General features: G+C 34.7%; 17 protein-coding genes. All 17 read right to left on the reverse strand.

Features of this window, described 5'->3' with window-relative positions; genetic code table 11:
- Positions 1-165 precede the first annotated feature (165 nt).
- The 17 genes from JUJ52_RS05915 to JUJ52_RS05995 all read right to left on the reverse strand — a co-directional run bounded on the left by JUJ52_RS05915 (position 166) and on the right by JUJ52_RS05995 (position 17061).
- The gene (locus tag JUJ52_RS05915; RefSeq protein ID WP_121605582.1) at positions 166-1065 is read right to left on the reverse strand and encodes an ROK family protein; all 900 of its coding nucleotides are present in this window, start codon (positions 1063-1065) and stop codon (positions 166-168) included.
- A 34-nt stretch (positions 1066-1099) separates the two neighbouring features.
- A complete protein-coding gene (locus JUJ52_RS05920; RefSeq protein ID WP_205388765.1) occupies positions 1100-2485 on the reverse strand; it encodes a glycoside hydrolase family 1 protein in 1386 nt (461 codons plus the stop codon).
- Between the two features lie 85 nt (positions 2486-2570).
- Entirely contained in the window at positions 2571-3374 is an 804-nt protein-coding gene (locus JUJ52_RS05925; RefSeq protein ID WP_121605584.1) for a MurR/RpiR family transcriptional regulator, read from the reverse strand.
- A 48-nt stretch (positions 3375-3422) separates the two neighbouring features.
- Positions 3423-6062 carry a glycoside hydrolase family 38 N-terminal domain-containing protein gene (locus JUJ52_RS05930; protein WP_205388766.1) on the reverse strand — a complete coding sequence of 880 codons (2640 nt, stop codon included), beginning with the start codon at positions 6060-6062 and terminating at the stop codon, positions 3423-3425.
- Positions 6063-6094: 32 nt separating this feature from the next.
- On the reverse strand, positions 6095-6550 hold the full coding sequence (locus tag JUJ52_RS05935; RefSeq protein WP_121605586.1) for a PTS sugar transporter subunit IIA: 456 nt from the start codon (positions 6548-6550) through the stop codon (positions 6095-6097).
- 3 nt (positions 6551-6553) lie between these two features.
- Positions 6554-8020 (reverse strand): PTS fructose transporter subunit IIC, encoded by a 1467-nt coding sequence (locus JUJ52_RS05940; RefSeq protein ID WP_205388767.1) that lies wholly within the window; start codon positions 8018-8020, stop codon positions 6554-6556.
- Between the two features lie 602 nt (positions 8021-8622).
- Complete coding sequence (locus tag JUJ52_RS05945; protein ID WP_121605588.1) at positions 8623-9180, reverse strand: AAA family ATPase; 558 nt, start codon at positions 9178-9180, stop codon at positions 8623-8625.
- A gap of 416 nt (positions 9181-9596) precedes the next feature.
- Positions 9597-10397, reverse strand: coding sequence for a CPBP family intramembrane glutamic endopeptidase (locus JUJ52_RS05950; protein WP_121605928.1), 801 nt, complete (start codon positions 10395-10397; stop codon positions 9597-9599).
- 196 nt (positions 10398-10593) lie between these two features.
- On the reverse strand, positions 10594-10782 hold the full coding sequence (locus JUJ52_RS05955) for a helix-turn-helix transcriptional regulator (protein ID WP_121605589.1): 189 nt from the start codon (positions 10780-10782) through the stop codon (positions 10594-10596).
- On the reverse strand, positions 10772-11104 hold the full coding sequence (locus tag JUJ52_RS05960) for a DUF2178 domain-containing protein (protein WP_026681573.1): 333 nt from the start codon (positions 11102-11104) through the stop codon (positions 10772-10774). The genes JUJ52_RS05955 and JUJ52_RS05960 overlap by 11 nt, the downstream gene beginning before the upstream one ends.
- Before the next feature lie 172 nt (positions 11105-11276).
- On the reverse strand, positions 11277-11588 hold the full coding sequence (locus JUJ52_RS05965; protein ID WP_121605590.1) for a TIGR04104 family putative zinc finger protein: 312 nt from the start codon (positions 11586-11588) through the stop codon (positions 11277-11279).
- Between the two features lie 69 nt (positions 11589-11657).
- Complete coding sequence (locus JUJ52_RS05970) at positions 11658-11885, reverse strand: DUF3953 domain-containing protein (protein ID WP_205388768.1); 228 nt, start codon at positions 11883-11885, stop codon at positions 11658-11660.
- Positions 11886-11949: 64 nt separating this feature from the next.
- Positions 11950-12174: a hypothetical protein gene (locus JUJ52_RS05975; protein ID WP_121605591.1), complete on the reverse strand. Its 225-nt coding sequence runs from the start codon at positions 12172-12174 to the stop codon at positions 11950-11952.
- A gap of 224 nt (positions 12175-12398) precedes the next feature.
- A complete protein-coding gene (asnB, locus tag JUJ52_RS05980) occupies positions 12399-14333 on the reverse strand; it encodes an asparagine synthase (glutamine-hydrolyzing) (RefSeq protein ID WP_166529771.1) in 1935 nt (644 codons plus the stop codon).
- A 246-nt stretch (positions 14334-14579) separates the two neighbouring features.
- On the reverse strand, positions 14580-15428 hold the full coding sequence (locus JUJ52_RS05985; RefSeq protein WP_205388769.1) for a sialate O-acetylesterase: 849 nt from the start codon (positions 15426-15428) through the stop codon (positions 14580-14582).
- A gap of 179 nt (positions 15429-15607) precedes the next feature.
- Entirely contained in the window at positions 15608-16597 is a 990-nt protein-coding gene (locus JUJ52_RS05990) for a zinc-dependent alcohol dehydrogenase family protein (protein ID WP_121605594.1), read from the reverse strand.
- A gap of 158 nt (positions 16598-16755) precedes the next feature.
- The gene (locus tag JUJ52_RS05995; protein ID WP_121605595.1) at positions 16756-17061 is read right to left on the reverse strand and encodes a hypothetical protein; all 306 of its coding nucleotides are present in this window, start codon (positions 17059-17061) and stop codon (positions 16756-16758) included.
- Positions 17062-17659: the final 598 nt, after the last annotated feature.

A 17659-nucleotide genomic window follows, 5' to 3' on the forward strand; every position in this document is an offset into this window, starting at 1 on the left:
ATTCACATGGGCCGATGTTATAATTTCCTAGACCATAAAAAAAGCTTACCTTATTACAGATAAGCACATCCGTCTTTATTATTCATCTATTTTTCAGATTCATCTTTGCCATGAAAGAAATAATGGTGATAAAAATCAAAATAAATTCTTGGTAAAGGAATACTATTAATCATTTTTTTGCCTTTGCAAAAAATGGTACACCGCTCCTATCATATTAGCATCTGCATGAAATGTACAGCGATCAACTCTTGGAACAATTGTTGCTACATCTACCATACCGACAACCCTATCTATTTCTTTTCTTAATCGTAAAAGTAAATCATCTCTTGCACTAATTCCTCCACCAATTAATATTATCTCCGGATCCAAAGCATATTGAATATTATATATTCCAATCGAAAGCATCGTGATAAATTCGGAAATAGCTCTCTCACACACCTTATCTCCCTGGTCAGCTAAGGTGAAAATCTTTTCACCTGTTAACGATGATATTTCTAGTTGTTTTTCACTGGCGACACGCTTAATAATAGAATAGGTAGAGGCTACTTCACTAAATGTATTCATGCCACTACTTAGATTATGTGGATTAAGTATCATATAGCCAAATTCTCCACCATGCAGTGTGTTCCCTTTATGAACGATTCCATTTTTTATCAATGCGCCACCTATACCCGTTCCAATGACGACAACACATACATCTTTTTTTCCTTTGGCAGATCCTTTCCATACTTCAGCTAATCCAACACAGTTCGCATCATTTTCTACTTGTGTTGCTAATCCTGTTTCTTTTTCAATAAGATGCTTAATATTGGGACCATGAATATACGGAATAGCGCTTGACCCATAAATGAAACCATCTTCTGAAACGGAACCAGGAGCGCTAACCGCAATCCCTTTCATCTCTTTATTGGTATAGGTTAGCACCTTGCTTTTAATAAACATTAATAAATCTTCAAGTGTAGATGGTGTTTGCATAAAATTCTTATGAAGTATATGCCCTTCTGTATCTATTAAACCATATTTTATATAGGTCCCACCGAGATCAAATGTGAGAACATTCGCCATATAGATCCACCTCTATCGTGTAATAATTTTTCATTTAAAAGCCATTTTTCCTAGCTACATCGCCAAACCACTGTCCACTCTTTTTAAGGGAACGTTCTTGTGTCCTTATATCAACACGATATAGTCCATAACGATTCTTATAAGCGTTGAGCCATGACCAATTATCCATAAATGTCCAAACATGGTAGCCAAAGCAATTTGATCCTTCACGAATAGCTTTATGCAGCCATTTCAAATGTTCTTTATAAAATTCAATTCGATAATCATCTTGAATCATACCTGACTCATCTGAAAAACGCTCCTCATTTTCTACTCCCATACCATTTTCAGCTACATACCATGGGATATTTCCATAATTATCTCTAATATTAATAGCAAGATCGTAAATGCCTTTTTCGTATATTTCCCATCCACGATAAGGATTCATCCGACGCTCTGGCCAAATATATGATCCAAAGAACTTTTCAGGTAAGATTTGATCCGATTGATATGGCTTCTCTCTCTCCTTCACCCTTCGTGGCTGATAATAATTCACTCCGAGAAAGTCAACAGTATTATTTTTTATAATCGCTAGATCTTCTTGATTTGTTTCTGGTAATAAATCATATGATCTGAGCAGTTCAGTCAATTCCTCAGGATAAGACCCATAAACAGAAGGGTCTAAAAAGCTTCTATTAAAAAATAGGTCAGCTATACGAGCAGCTTTGACATCCCCTTTTGTGTCACTACGAGGGTATGATGGTGTTAAATTTAAAATAATACCAATCTTACCTGTTTGGTTCGATTCATGATAAGTCTGGATTACTTTTGCACTTGCTAACATGGAATAATAAGCAACCACCACTGCTCGCTTCATGTCAACGACACAAGGGTAATGGTAATGATTCAAATATCCCATTTCTACAGGAACAATAGGTTCATTAAAGGTCGTCCACCTCTTAATTTTTTCACCGAATAGCTCAAATGCCGTATGAGCATAATAATTGAATGCTTCCACTACCTCAAGGCTCTCCCATCCACCCTTTTCCTGCATAAGTAAAGGCATATCAAAATGGAATAGGTTAACAATGGGTTCAATACCATGTTCAATAAGTTGATCAAACATTTTTTGATAAAAGGAAACTGCTTCCCCATTAACATTTATTCCATCAGGAAGCAATCGAGACCATGATATAGAAGTTCTAAAGGAATTTAAATGAATTGCCTTCATCCGCTTAATATCCTCAGTATAACGCTGGTAAAAATCGGATGTTTTCATCGTTCCTACGCCTTCATGAAATCGTTCCGGGTTTAGTTGATACCAGTAATCCCAAATATTCTTTGCTTTATTTTCATCATTAGCAGATCCTTCCGTTTGAGTTGCAGAAGCTGCCGCACCCCATTTAAAATTTGTTGGAAATATATAATCGTTTGCATGCATCGGTAACACCTCATCTTTGCAAATAATAGTTCGTTACGAATGATATAAGTAATACTTTTTAAATAGACATGAAGATGATTGGTCTTTAATGTCCCTGTAAATAGGCTTGCTCCGTTTCAATCCATTTACTTACATTTTCTCTAAACATATTAATATATTGCGAATAAAGCACGTCGATAATAATCAATAAAGGAATTTGCCCAGAAATTTGTTCCACTTCATTTGCATTTTTAATCTGTGACGTTAGTAAGGTTACATTTGCAAGATCACCTATATCTGAGGATTGATTTGAGGTAATAATAACAATCGTAGCCCCTTTTTCTTTTAAACGTCTTAATGATTGAATGACATGCTTGTTTTCACCACGTAATGATAAGTATATAATTAAATTTTCCTTATTTAGAAGGGATGAGATCATCTCAATAGAATCATAATCTTGAACAACTTCTACATATTTCCCTATCCTAGTAAAACGAAACTTAAAGTCTTCACCAGCAATGGCACTCAACCCTAGTCCATAGATGTGAATAATCTTATGACTTTTTATATAGTTACATACCAATTTAACATCTTCTATATCAATTTTTTCATCAATTTCATTAATCATTTCTTTATATCGATACTGTAAATTCCTTGTAACCTTATTCTTATCATTCGAATGTTCTTTTACCATTTTTCGATAAAAATACATTAATTCTTTATAATTTTCAAAACCTATTTTTTTACAAAACCTTGTAATGGAAGCTGCTGATACATTAATTTTTCGAGCAAGAACAGATTGCTTAAGTGGCGGTTTGCCACTTAAAAAATAATCAGCTATCTGCTCATCAACTGCTGTGAATTTTAATTTTGAGCTTTCTATAGTTAAAAACAAATCACTATTCAACAATTATTATCACCCACATGCTTCAGTAATTGCCAAAACAAGTCTCAATTCTTATGCAAACTGAACATAAATTGTTTTAATCTCTTTAGGTTTAAACATCCCTAGCTGAATCGTATTTTCTTGATAGACATCATTTTCATTTATGGTTTCCTCCATGTTGGTAAACGACCATCGTATGGAACCATGATGCGATATCACTTCCCCACCGTCCTCAATCTTTTTACAGGTAGGATTAAAAAAGCGAATGATAAACCCTTTCCCATCCCATGACTTTTTAAATGAGCTAAAAACAACCTTTTTCACTTTAGTCGTATCAAGCAAAGACAAATGATTAGGAACGGCATTAGATAATGGTTGCATGACAAAATATTTTAATGTTGTTGTAAATTGATTTAATGATTGCTGCTGATAATATGGCACAGAAATAGCATATTCTTGATAGTGTCTAAAAGCTTCAGACTCGGAAAAGGACTTTCCAAGCATTAACGAAAACTTATATTTTAGCTTCTTCTGTAACTGACTATCTGGTGTTTGAATGTATTTAAATTGATTTCCAGAAGCTACACCAGGTCGTCTAAGTAGATCTGGCTTCCCTAAATATCCAACTGCTCGGAATAAGGTAAGCGCGATTTTCATGTCATCTTTTCCAATTATTTCATACTCTTTAACCCCTTTTGAATAGACAGTAACACTTCTTTGCCCGTCATGTATGTTCACAAAATTCAACATTGGGTAAATTCCAGTTGGCTCTTCTTTCCATGCTTTTTCTTGCCATGACTGTAGATTTGGATCGGTTATCGGGCGAGAAATAGTTCCAAATGGAGTATCTGATATGCTTTGTTGCGTATTTACATTTCCATTTATAAGTAGTCGCATTCGGTGATCTAACGCGTTGTTTTCAAGCTCTAGTTGAATACCAATGGATCTTTCTCCTGTTTTCAATGTAATATAACATTCATAAGGGATTTCGCAAGTATTTTTCATCTGAATCCGTTCTTCCTGAGATAAAGGAACAATGAATGTTCCAGATAATTTGAGACAACACGCGAACGTCCCTTGAGAACATTCGATGAAACTATTCGAAAATCCAAGCATTATCGTTTTATCCTCTAATGGTGGCGAATAATCATAGTTATCTCCATCATCACCAGTGTCTTCAATCATGAAGAGCTTTTCATAGAATGTATCAGAGACTTTGTCATATACATTAATCTCTCCATTGACATAGTCTATCTTATAATATTCATTTTCTATATAATTTTTATGCTTATTTTCAACTATTTGAGGAGTATCTCCTTTATTCCCTTCGATAACATCTAAAACTTCATATCCTAGTGGAGCAAGCTCTAGTTTAAGTGCTATTTCTATCTCAAAATAATATGATTTTGGAGACGTGTTTGCTTTCTTTCGTATTGGTTCATTTGAATGTTTTTCCATACTGATAATTTCATAAGGAAGTTCTTTTCCATTATGATAAATTACAAAGTCGGATTGAGATAATGAAACCTTCAGCCTCAACACTTGTTCCCTGCGCATTGGCAATGTATTAAAAACAGTAATTTGATTATCCTTTATCTCTTTCCTAGATTCACTAATCTTCCTTGTTAAGTAATCAACCATAGAATAGGATAACTGATCAGCATCAATAAGCCTTTGTAGAATAGCTTGATTTGTTTTATCGCTATTACACGCCCCTGCACTATCATGTGCATGATTTTTTAAGGTTAGCTTCCAAATTTTATCCACTAATTCCTTTTTATAAGGAATACCTATCTGAGTTGCAATAGCCATTAAAGGTTCTAATTGATATATTAACCGACGTTCCACTTTATCATTTATATATTTATGATCATACCTAGAGGAGTATATAGAACGATGAATTTTCGATACTTCCGCATTCAATAATTCACCTTGAACCTTTGGCAAATCTTTTCTTTCGCTGTTTATTCCTTCAAACAAGTCATCATAATTACTTTCTATTAATCTATCAGATGACAAAGCTTTATTGTAGTCAGCAATTCTTTCTTTTAGATTAAAGTCTACATATCGTTGATCTCCACCCACAGGAAGTGCAATATGGGATGAGGTTGTCCCTTTCTTAATTTGCTTCATTAAAGATTCACTGTTATTGCTTTCAATAAGTTGAACTCCCACAAAATACCCGTCTTTTAGATTATAAGCTAAGACCCGGCTACCATCCTCGGATTCCCAAAATAATTCTCGTTGATTAGCTTTATCAGATGATAATCCCCTCCAAAATACAGCTTTATCTATCCCCATTTGTGCAAATATTTTCGGCATATCGATAGATTGTCCGAATGCATCAGGTACATAGCCTAATCGATCTGCTCCTCCTAGTGAATCTCCCAACTCCATTCCGATTTGCAGGTTACGTACAAGCGATTCTCCACGTATAATCATTTGATCTGACTGTGTGTACCATGGCCCAACCTTCAATTTTCCTTTTTTAATTAAGGCCATAAGCCTTTCTTTTTTGTCTGTATTTACTTCAAGATAATCCTCGACAATACTCATTTGTCCATCAAGCATATAATAATCCAAGACACCTTCTTCTAATGCTTTAATCACTTCATCTACATGATAACAAAGTTGGATGAACGACTCACTACTCGTGAAATACCATTCATAATCCCAATGTGTATGCGCTATTACATGAATCTTATTTGTCATTTAACACCCTACCTCGTCTAATCCTAATTGTTTTAATTACTAAATTTTCTCCTAATCAATTTGTACATCCCCGCTTCAGATGTAACAGATAAAAGCGAATCGATAAATGTTTCATCAATTAATGCACGAGAAATGGTACTTAGTGCTTTTAAATGCTCTTGATTTTCTCCCTCAGGAATCGCTAATGCAAATGTGATATGGACAGCTTTTTTATCCATTGATTCCCATTCAATTGGTTGAGTAAATTTCACAAGCATCAATGCAGGTTTTAATACCGTTTTATGTTTACAATGCGGAATCGCTATTCCATCTTTAAACCCTGTGGTCACTTCTTTTTCTCTCTTTTTCAGTCCTTTATAATAGGATTTAGAAGATTTAACAATTCCAATATGTTCTGCAAATGAAGCAATAAAACGCAATGCGTCATCTTTCGTTTCTATATCTGAATTAAATACAACATGATTTGCATCAAACATTTCATTTATCATCTTTTACTCGACCTTTCTTTTCGTAAGTCCAATAATTATGGCGGTTACTAATACACCCATCATGACGCTAAATATCCACGTAACAAAAGGAATTGGCTGTTCAATATACCCTATAAATGCTCCTAATGGTGATCCTATTCCTCCATAAAACTTAATTCCTAATCCAGCAGCAAGACCACCAGCAACAGCGGAGCCGGCAACAAAAGCAGGTATCATTCGAATAGGATCTTGTGCTGCAAATGGGATAGCCCCTTCTGTCACACCAACAATTCCCATGCCAAATGCACTGTTTGCAGACACCTTTTCTGTTTGGGAAAACTTTTTCTTAAACAGTAAAGATGCTAACCAAATTCCTAGTGGAGCGACTGAAATAGCAGCCTGTGTTGCTGTTTGTGGAACAAAATTTGCTCCCTCGATTCCATATTTTGCAACTGTATCTGTAAAAACGGCGGTACCAAACACTAAAGCTGTCTTGTTAATCGGTCCCCCTAAATCAAATCCAACCATAGCTCCGATAATGACACCGATAATAACAGGAGCTGCCGCATAGTTTTCATTTAAGGTCGTTAACCCATCGTATAAAAAGTTCATCATGGAGGCCATTGGATTTCCGACCACATATAAGACAAATAGTGCTATTAAGAGGGTACTTATTAATGGAATCAGCATAATTGGAACAATTGGTTGAATCAATTTAGGATATGGGATTTTTTTAAGTAGCTTTACCAAATACCCGGCAGTAAAAGCAACAAGTATCGCGGCTAAGAAGCCTCCTCCGGCTTCTGCACCAAGCATTTCTGCATCATTAGCAATATAAGTCCCTATCATAGCAGCAGCGATAGCTGGTTTGCCTGCAATTGAATTTGCAACAAACCCAGCAAAAAGTGGAATCATTAATAAGAATCCGACTTGTCCAACACTAAATAAATTGGCCATTAATTGGCCCATTGCTGTTGATATATCAAATCCCCATTCAACAATTCTTCCTGCCTCATCGCGTTGAAATGCATAAACATTTGCTATAGCTAAAATAAGACCAGAAGCAATTACCATTGGAATCATATATGAAATTCCAGCCATAATATGTTGGAAAAAACCACCCTCATCCGTTTTTCCCATTTTTGCAATACCAGCCTTTGTACCTTTTTCTCCATAAGATTTCGCTTCATTCAAAGCGCTTTCAATTAATGCATCAGGATTTTTTATTGCTTCAGATGCCCTGACACGCATGACACGCTTCCCAATAAACCGAGACATATCAATATTTATTTCAATAGCTAATATAACCACATCAGCTTCTTCAATTTCCTGATCAGTCAAACCGTTTTCAATACCAATTGACCCCTGCGTCTCCACCTTAATCTGATATCCTTTTTCTTTTCCAGCTTTTTCAAGAGATTCAGCAGCCATGTAAGTATGAGCTATTCCAGCAGAACAAGCTGTAACCCCAACAATCTTTTTCTGTGACATGTATATTCCACCTTCCTTTACAACGTTTATTTATGAACTATTTTCCTCTTACACTTTCTATGGTACTTAAATGTAACCTCTCACCGCCTAATCATTTAATGAATACTTATATGAATACAATAATTACAATGCCTTTTAGCTCTTGCACCTCATTATATGTTCAAATTGTTTGAATGTATATACTTTCAATGAAACCTGTTTCAACTATCAATTTTACAGCATTTAATGAAAATACTTTCATAAATCAATTATTCAGTTTTAAGCGAATATAAAGATGTAGCTGATTAGGAAAGTAGAGGCCAGAGGAAATCAACTATTGAAATTAAAGGCTCAGGGGGGGTTATAGAGAAAATATCGAAAAAAAAAGCCTATGGGGCACTTTGTAAGATTGGGAAAGTAATGTATTGTAGCTAGCAGGATTCGTATTTTCCCTTCCAAAAGTAGCAATTCCTATCAAATTTCTCATACAAAATAAGCTTGTTTTTCTAGTATGGTTCATGCTTATTAACAGTCGTAGCAGAATACAGGAAGAGATATTTTAGCTACGAAATACTTTCGAAGGACACACGACTCAATTAGCACGATCATTACAACAATTACCTTCATGATTTAACATTCTTAAGGACAAAGCTTGCTCTCTGCTTCACCCCTATTTTTGGTACCTCAATAAGCTCATAATCAAGTTGCTCATAAATCCTAAACATAGCTTGATAAGTTACGACCGCTTCTTCATAATCTTGTTTTCTCTCATCATCATTTTGGTATATGTCCTTCCAAGGTGGTAAAATAAATACCTTTTTATTATACCTGTAGCTTTTGACGGCGTAGTCAAGCTGTTCCGAAACAGGAATGTTTATTAAATATGTATAGGTAAGCGTATCTGGAATGCCCCGATCGAAAAATAGGGGTTGGTTAGAGGGATTCGTCAATGCTGAAAGATAACTTTCTATGGATTGAACTAGCATGAGATCACGATATTTTGTTACATTTCCCCAAGGCAGAGCATCACCATTCGAAGCAAGCTGTGCTTTAATAATCTCCCTTGCAACCTCAGGAACAAACGATTGATTATGTTTCTTTAATTCATGCAACAGGGTCGTTTTTCCAGATCCTGGTCCTCCGGTAATAATGATAAAGTCATTTCTTACTATACGATTCATTAGAAAATTCCTTTCTTTGTTCAAAAATAAGATGCTATCTATTTGTAGCATACTGTGAAGTAATAAATGGTAGTGAATCGTTTATGTAATTTCGGCATGATATATGTAGAAGAATTATTAAAATCCTGGCGTTATAGGAAAAATAAAGAGAAGGATCAAATCTTATTGGGCTGATTGGGGAAAAAAAGGATTCGGGTAAAGTTTAACGTTTTAACAATCGCAAATGTTGTAAGCTCAGATAGATAATAATATGCCCTTGTTAGAAATAGTGATTTTCAACTCCTACTCCGTTAACAGAATAAACTTCGTGCTAGAATACCATCGCCTCTCATGACTGCTAATAATTGAAAGAAGCAAATGTTCCAAAGTGTTCCACACGCTTTCAATTATTCACACGCCTCAGCTTTATCACTAACCTAGGTTTTCTTGTATAGAATTTCCTTCGGATTTATTATAATTAATATAATTGCGAAAGCAAAATAAGCAAGCATAACATATACCAAAATATCTAATAATTCTCCTTTTATCAACACAAGAGAAAAATTAAATAGTTGGTGGGAAATAATTGGTATCATTAGGTTCTTATTTAGGTTGTAGAACAGCGTCATAATAATTGAAAAAGATATAATTCCAATCATAAAAAGTACGATGTACTTGATTAAATTGACTGCAGTATAGCCTGAGACAAACCATAGTGGGGTATGCCAAAATCCCCATAAAACGCCTACTAATAGGGCTGATTTCAAGGGAGAGTACTTTTTTTGAAGTTCATTTAAAGCATATCCTCTCCAACCTAATTCTTCACCTAAAGGTCCCCTTACTAAATTATCTAAGAATGCAAAGAACAATAATCCAAGACCTGCAAAGGATAGTGTCAATTTTTGAGTATCGTTTGTAATGGTTAGAAGAAATAAAGTCACAGCGATAATCATAACCTGAATAATCACCATGGTACTAAGAGAGGAAAACCTAATTTTGGGAGAAAATTGGTCCTTTACAAAGTCTTTTAACTTTAAACCCGGATAGATCTTTCTAAATAAAATAACGAAGGCAAAGGTTGATGACCATGCAGAGATGATTTGCAAGAGGTTTGTTATGCTACTAGGTGCTCCAAAAATCATACTTATCCCGATAAATATAAAAAATACAAAGAATATTACATAGCTTGTACTAACAAAACTTAGTAATGGGTGCTTTAATGCTTTTTTCACTTTTATCATAATAATCCACCTCGTTAAATCGTTCGTAAATGGATTATATAATTATTAATAATCAAATGCTTCAGACTAGAGGCTGAAACGCTATGTTTTTTGTTGAATACTCCAGTAACAATCATTAAACAAGCTGGCTCGATTTAGAAAGTCACCTTCTTATGTGAGAATGGTACCCTTCATGTTTCAGGATAGAGGTAGCTTATTTTTTGAAAACATCATCTACAGTTGTACCAAGAACAGCTGCTATTTTAAACGCAAGCTGCAGTGTAGGGTCATATCGGTCGTTTTCAATTGCATTAATTGTTTGCCTTGACACATTACATTTTTTTGCTAACGTATCTTGTGTGAACCCTTTGTTTTTCCGAAGCTTTGTAATTTTATTTTCCATTTCCACTCATCCGCCGTCTATAAATCCAGTAATATACAAAGTAGCTAATAATCGCAATAAAAAAGTAAAATAAGCCTGGATATTCAAACTCTACCATTGCTAAACGCTCATCATTTAAGTTAAAAAAGTCAAAAACAAAATTAATAATAAAAAATACAATTAGCAGTAACCAACTGTTTACGATTGCCTTTTGTTTAATCAACTGCGAACGCTCATCATCCTTTGTCTTAACTCCACCATATTCATCCGTGCCAGTAACCCAGCCTATAATAAAAAACACAGCCAATCCAACTAAAAACGGAACCGTCCATTTTACTAACAATGCTATCACCTTCTAAAAATGTCAAAAATTCTTTCCATTTACTGTATCGTAAAAGACTTGCTTATGTCAAAACATTTTTACATAAATTATCCAGCACCGTGCTACATAAAAGATGATAGCAAAGCAAAACACGCTCATTCTTATGCCTTCGGGAAGAGCTTGGTCGGTTGCTTTATTTTTCAAAAAAATTAAAGTCTTCTTCTATATTGCTTAGTTTTATTAAAAACGGATGAAGTGACATAATCAAAAAGAACAAAACAGGAAATAAACGAAGCAAGATAATTCCAGGAATATCAAAGAAAATATTAAATAATAGTGGTAGAGGAACGAAAAAATTCAGAAGCCCTGCTTTCTTTTTTGACTTTTGTGTTAGATATTGTTTTTCTCTACAATAGGGGCAAGTCATTCCGGTATCCAATGTAAACATCTTCTTAAGGGTTTGTTTCCAGCTCCACTTGTTATTGCACTTTTGACAGATAGGCATTGAATTTATCACTCCTTGTTAAACACTGAGTTTCAATCGAGGTGCAACATTTATGCAATGCTAGCACTGTTAGCTTATTAAAGTATAGATTGTAACAAAAAAGCTAAAACCAGATGCAAGCATAAGCGTAATGGCAGTTGGCTTTCGTTTTTTAAATTCAATAATGCCTGTAACAAAGAGCATTGTCCCTAAAAATAATAATATATAAAGAATTATTACTTCAGATGTATCCGTTATCAAACCATAACTTGATAATGAAACTACAATAATAGCTAACACAAGTCTAAGTACTTTCAATAATATCTCCCCCAAAAACTAAAATGTAATATGCTATTTATTAATAGTTATATAAGGAAAATGATTAATTAAATAGCCAACCACTAATAACTTGAAAAGCTACTATTGCAACTGCTATAGCTGGACCAACGATAAGAACTCCAATGAACAATGATTTTAATATATCTCCTATAATGAAGAGTGGTTTGCCACCGTTTTCCATGTCATCTATTTTGTTGCTCCTATGCTGTAATGATTTATTTATATTTTTTAACTCCTCTAAGATTTGGCGTTCCGTACTATTTTCCATATCAAATCTCTCCTTTCAGATTTACGAACAGGCTCGAGCCAAGAAAATTAATGGAACATGGTATCCCTATTGTTTCATACCAATTATCAAAGTAGTTTGACTGCTTTTAAGTTAAAAGTTAAAGCCCCTTCCTAAAAGATAGTGGGGGCTTTGCTTTTTCGATGACCTATCCATAATACTTTCCATAGATAAATGGTTACTGCTAGCAATCTTCGATTCTTGTTTTACATATTGATACAAGTTGTCTTACCTTCAGCTGTATACCAGCACTTCTTTTCTTGTTCCATTTTTTGAATATCTTCCTTTTTGAATGTTCCTTCTATAAAGTTCTGATGCCACACCATAAACATAAGAACTGTCCAAATTTTCCTGCTATAATCAACTTTTCCCTGACAATGCGCTTGAAGTAATTGTAAAATGTAATCCTTGTGTAGCAAATGATCTGTTTCACTGTTTCGAATAAGTTGTTTAGCCCAACTGTTCAATTCATTTTTCAACCAATGGCGAATAGGTACTGGGAAGCCTAACTTCTTACGATCAAGTACATGATCAGGAATAATCCCACGAGAAGCTTCTCGGAGAATCTGTTTTGTTGTACCATTAGCAATTTTCATATCAACAGGAAGTTGCCTAGCAACCTGAAAGACTTCTTTATCCAAAAAAGGCACGCGTAATTCAAGGGAATTAGCCATTGTTACTCGATCTGCTTTTAATAGTATGTCACCACGCATCCATGTATTAATATCAATATATTGCATTTGATTTACCAATGGATATTCCTCTACATTATCAAATAGTGATTCAGTGATTTGCTGATATTGTACATGGTCGTTGTATTTCTTTAATAGTTTTCGTTTTTCTTCTTCTTCAAACATCTTAGCATTTCCAATATAGCGGTCACGTAAAGGAGTTGTACCACGATACAGGAAGCTTTTACCTTTTACACCTTCAGGTAAAACAGCTGAAACTTTAGCTAGCAAACCTCTTACAGGTGCTGGAACGGAATCAAATACCTTTAGGGATTCCGGTTCACGGTATATATTATAGCCACCAAATAGTTCATCAGACCCTTCTCCGGATAAAACTACTTTTACATGTTGACTTGCTTCCGTTGACACAAAATAAAGTGGCACACAAGAGGGGTCAGCCAATGGATCATCCATATGCCACATTATTTTTGGTAGGCTATTTATATATTCTTCAGGAGAAATAATTGTAGCTATATTTTCCACATTTAATTTATCTGCAGTTTTTTTAGCTACATCCATTTCGGAAAATCCTTCTCGCTCAAATCCTACTGAAAATGTTTTAATATTTGGATTGAATTCCCTCGCAATAGAAACAATTAAGGTTGAATCAATCCCTCCAGACAAAAATGATCCTACCGGCACATCGCTACGCAAATGCTTATTCACCGAATCGTACATTACATCTTGAATTTGTTTTATCCAATCATGTTTGTCCTTAGTTACTGGCTGAAATGTAGCATGCCAATATTGAGTAAATACAATTGATTCACCTGGTTTCTTTTTAAAATAGTGACCAGGTTTTACCTTTTTTATCCTACGGGACAATGTCATTGGTTCTGGGACGTATTGAAAGCTGAAGTAGTGTTGTAATGCATCTAGATTTACTTCCTCCTTTTCCATCATTAATGAGATACTTTTCTTCTCTGAGGCAAAGCATGTCCCTAAATCATTTTCATAATAGAAAAGCGGTTTAATTCCAAATGGATCTCTTGCACCATAAAATTCTTTCCTTTCTTTATCCCAGATTAGAATAGAAAACATTCCTCTTAAGTATTTAAATGCCTCCTCTCTATACTTAACAAATAAAGCTGCAATCACTTCTGTGTCTGAATCAGTGTCAAAGTGATAACCCTCTTTAATCAGGTCTTGTCTAAGTTCTAAATAATTATAAATCTCCCCATTAAAAACCATCCATATTTGCTTATCATTATAGCTTAATGGTTGTGTTCCACTCTCTATATCAATAATACTTAATCGGCGGAACCCAAATGATACATAGGAGTCAAAATAATATTGCTCCTCATCCGGACCGCGGTGGGTTATAATATTATTTTGTTCCTTAAATTGCGCAATATCTTGTTCAGATCTTTCCATTGGAGTATCAAATAACATACCTACAAATCCACACATATCATATATCCTCTCTAAAAAAGGGAAGGCCCTATCAAAATTGTAATATTAACGTTACATTAAAGTAATGCAATAGAAATATTTTAACATGAATTTAAATAAAGAACCATCATTTAAATGATATGTAAAATAATGGTTTTACATGAGAATCAAAATTATATCTGAGTACACACGATCCTATAGAAATTAAGCAATTTCTTCATGATAAGACATTTTTAGAAGTGAAGCATTATTACATTAGAGAATTTACTTGCTTTCATTAATATTGGAGACATTCATAGAAAACTCCTCAAAACTTAATTGTCCTAAGGCAAACTTCATACTTTGAACAAATATACGTTCATTTTTAGTTAGTTCTCGTTTTGCTTCCTTTTCAATCCATTCATGCTCTATGTCCAAAATATCCAAAACATGCTTTTGTTTTGAAAAAGCTTCATAGTATCTTAATCCAAATTTTCTTTGGGAGATTGCATCAATATGAATGCCATCTGGATTTGCTGTTAAGTCTTTTGATGTTACAATATAGCAATTTTTTTCGGTATGAGCTACTTTAGATAATATCTGGTTTATTTGTTTATATTCTACAGCGCTTTTTCCAAATCCGACCTCTCCAAGGTAATGGCCCAATTCACCGATAATAATCGGGATATCTGGTGCATTCAATTCTTCTCTCAAGTGTTTAAATAATGAAAGCAATTTATCTTCATACGTCTGATAACGTTCTCCGTAACTGTCGCTTTCTCCTTGATGCCACAGAATTCCCACTATTTCACTTGTTTCCATAGCGAATTTTGCTTCAGAAATCGCATGTCTTGTTAATAGTCCATCAATTGACCACTCATCAATAGAGCTTCCTCCCTCGGCACAGGTTATTAGCCCAATGGACTCGCCCTGATGATCCTCTGTCCATGCCTGAGCAAAAGAGGCTGCCGGCCCAATACCAGATACGTGACGATCAAAATTAAGCGGTTCTGCCATCATTTGCCATCTGCCGTTTCGCAACATATGTATGTACTCATTATAAATTGGCGGTACATCCTCAATAAATCCTCTGCCTGCCATATTTGATTGTCCGATTAATAATATAGATTTCATCGAAAAACCTTCTTTCTTTGTTTGCAATGGTCTAATTAGACTAAATGGGGTTAAGAGTATTACTCAATTAGTCTTTTTGTCAAGTCAATTTTGTCTTTATTCAACTAAATAGCCCTTTAATGAAAATGAGCGCTGACCCTTATTCGGAAAAGCGCCCGTTAACGGAATAAGCAGTCCTATCAGTTCGTTAAAATCACTTTGCCTTGATTTCCCCTCGATAATTCAACAATCCGAACAGCTTCCTGTATTTCCGATAAACTGTGATATGATTTAGGTCTCATAAGCCTTAATTTTTTACCATTAACCAATGTTATTAAATGGTTAAATGTCTCCTGCCAAACATCGGCTGAGACTCTTTTATTCCAATGCCGCAAATGAAATAACTTTGCGTTCACTTTTGCCTCATTTGTAATCCTAGCCCAGTCTACTTGGATTCCTGATAAAAGACCTAAGGTTAAAAAAGTACTTTCAGGACGAACGCAAAAAGCTAGATCATTACCGACTGATCCCCCAATTGAATCAATAGCTGCATCGGCCCCAAACCCACCAGATAAATCCATAACTGTTTCACGTAATGGATCTATAGAGGTATTAATTACATAAGAAGCACCAAGCCTTATTAGATCCTTTGAATACTCATCATTCCTAGTTATCGCAATTAGCCGGAAGCCCAGCACTTTAGATAATTGGGCAAAAATATGCCCGATAGATGAACCACAGGCATTGACTAAGAGGATATCATTTGGTCTTAATCCTAACTCCTGAGTACAGATGACCAAGGCTGTAATTGGATTTATGTACATTTGCGCAGCTGTAAAGTCATCAATAGAATCTGGAATTGCCACTGTAAATTCTGCTGATGTTTTAACAAACTCCTGCCAAGTACCTTCTCCCCTTAGAGGCAAAACCCGCTTGCCAATAAGATTTTGAGATAACAAGGAACCTACGTTTTCGACAATTCCAACTCCCTCATAACCCGGAATATTTGGTAAAGAAATCCTGTGAGAGTAAGCACCCCTTATCGGTATTAAATCAGATGGGTTAATTGGTCTAGCTACCATGCGTACAAGAACCTCGTTTTCTTTTGGGGGTTGAATGTCTTTATATTCAACTTTAAGTACTTCTTGGGGGTTGCCAAATTCATTGAATTTAAGGCATTTAGCTTTCAAGAAACCCTCTCCTTTGGTCATAAAAAATTACATTTATTGTAAACACATTTTCTTTCCTAAACAGTTCCATGTTCTTAAGCAATCTGCCCCTTTTCTTAAACACAGGACGCAGTTGTTTATTCCAGAATCGCGACCGATTAATGAATGTTTCATTATTATTAAGCCAAACGGTTTGATTTTTGATGTAAAGTGTTATGCAACTTTTTTCGGTATATATGCTGAAAAAGTTTGCTATCAATTTTATTACCACTGAACTTTCCAATGACTTTACGCACATCTTTATCATAAACAATTAGTTCTTTATAGTTTTTATTATTTAAAAGGTCTTGAAACCACTTATATTTCTTCAAGCGGTTTATATTACTACAAATATCTTCTTCATCGCCTTTTAAAAATGGTAAATAAAGACCAATATTTAAAAATACAATCAAAGCTAGGATGAAAAAATAAAATATAAGTTTCAAATTACCCCTCCTGAAATAAAGCATTTAATTGAAATACGACTGCTCTTATGAAAGGTTTCATTTTATTAAACATTATGGGACCTATAGAAGCGCAGCTCTTATTCTACAACTGCGACCGATTCTGGAGTACGGTTATAAGATCTCTGAGTAGAAACAATCATTAACTAGGCTTTTAACTGAAGAAAAAAAGGAAACTCGGTTTCTACAATTGTAGATGTGGATAAGCATTTCTATAACAATATGGCCCGATTGAGGCGCAATTCCAGATAGGTGACCTAAGTGTTACCTGTTATTAATTTTTCAATGAGACTCCTTTGGTTTCGTTTTCCTTGCTGATATAAAGATTCCAGAAATAACTAGAGATATAATTGGAAAATATATATTCCAAGATGTGAAACTAATCTCCAAATCAGGATAATAATATTTTGCATACCATACTTCATACAACAAATTAAGAATTAATGTCACTAAAGGTCCGACAAAGATTCTTTTAGTAGTAACTGCTGACAAAACACCTAATCCAATTACTACAATAGGGACTATGTGTGACCGTCAAGTAAAATGACACAATTTCTGCTTATTAATTTGAAACACTTTA

It is taken from the genome of Virgibacillus sp. AGTR, assembly GCF_016919725.2.
In the GTDB taxonomy this organism is placed as follows: domain Bacteria; phylum Bacillota; class Bacilli; order Bacillales; family Amphibacillaceae; genus Virgibacillus; species Virgibacillus salarius.

Bases quoted from the DNA above. Each gene is read 5' to 3' on its own strand.
- JUJ52_RS05945 (WP_121605588.1), bottom strand. From the start codon at position 9,180: ATGAATCGTATAGTAAGAAATGACTTTATCATTATTACCGGAGGACCA.
- JUJ52_RS05930 (WP_205388766.1), bottom strand. From the start codon at position 6,062: ATGACAAATAAGATTCATGTAATAGCGCATACACATTGGGATTATGAA.
- JUJ52_RS05935 (WP_121605586.1), bottom strand. From the start codon at position 6,550: ATGATAAATGAAATGTTTGATGCAAATCATGTTGTATTTAATTCAGAT.
- JUJ52_RS05920 (WP_205388765.1), bottom strand. From the start codon at position 2,485: ATGCATGCAAACGATTATATATTTCCAACAAATTTTAAATGGGGTGCG.
- asnB (WP_166529771.1), bottom strand. From the start codon at position 14,333: ATGTGTGGATTTGTAGGTATGTTATTTGATACTCCAATGGAAAGATCT.
- JUJ52_RS05940 (WP_205388767.1), bottom strand. From the start codon at position 8,020: ATGTCACAGAAAAAGATTGTTGGGGTTACAGCTTGTTCTGCTGGAATA.
- JUJ52_RS05915 (WP_121605582.1), bottom strand. From the start codon at position 1,065: ATGGCGAATGTTCTCACATTTGATCTCGGTGGGACCTATATAAAATAT.
- JUJ52_RS05955 (WP_121605589.1), bottom strand. From the start codon at position 10,782: ATGGAAAATAAAATTACAAAGCTTCGGAAAAACAAAGGGTTCACACAA.
- JUJ52_RS05985 (WP_205388769.1), bottom strand. From the start codon at position 15,428: ATGAAATCTATATTATTAATCGGACAATCAAATATGGCAGGCAGAGGA.
- JUJ52_RS05975 (WP_121605591.1), bottom strand. From the start codon at position 12,174: ATGGAAAATAGTACGGAACGCCAAATCTTAGAGGAGTTAAAAAATATA.
- JUJ52_RS05965 (WP_121605590.1), bottom strand. From the start codon at position 11,588: ATGCCTATCTGTCAAAAGTGCAATAACAAGTGGAGCTGGAAACAAACC.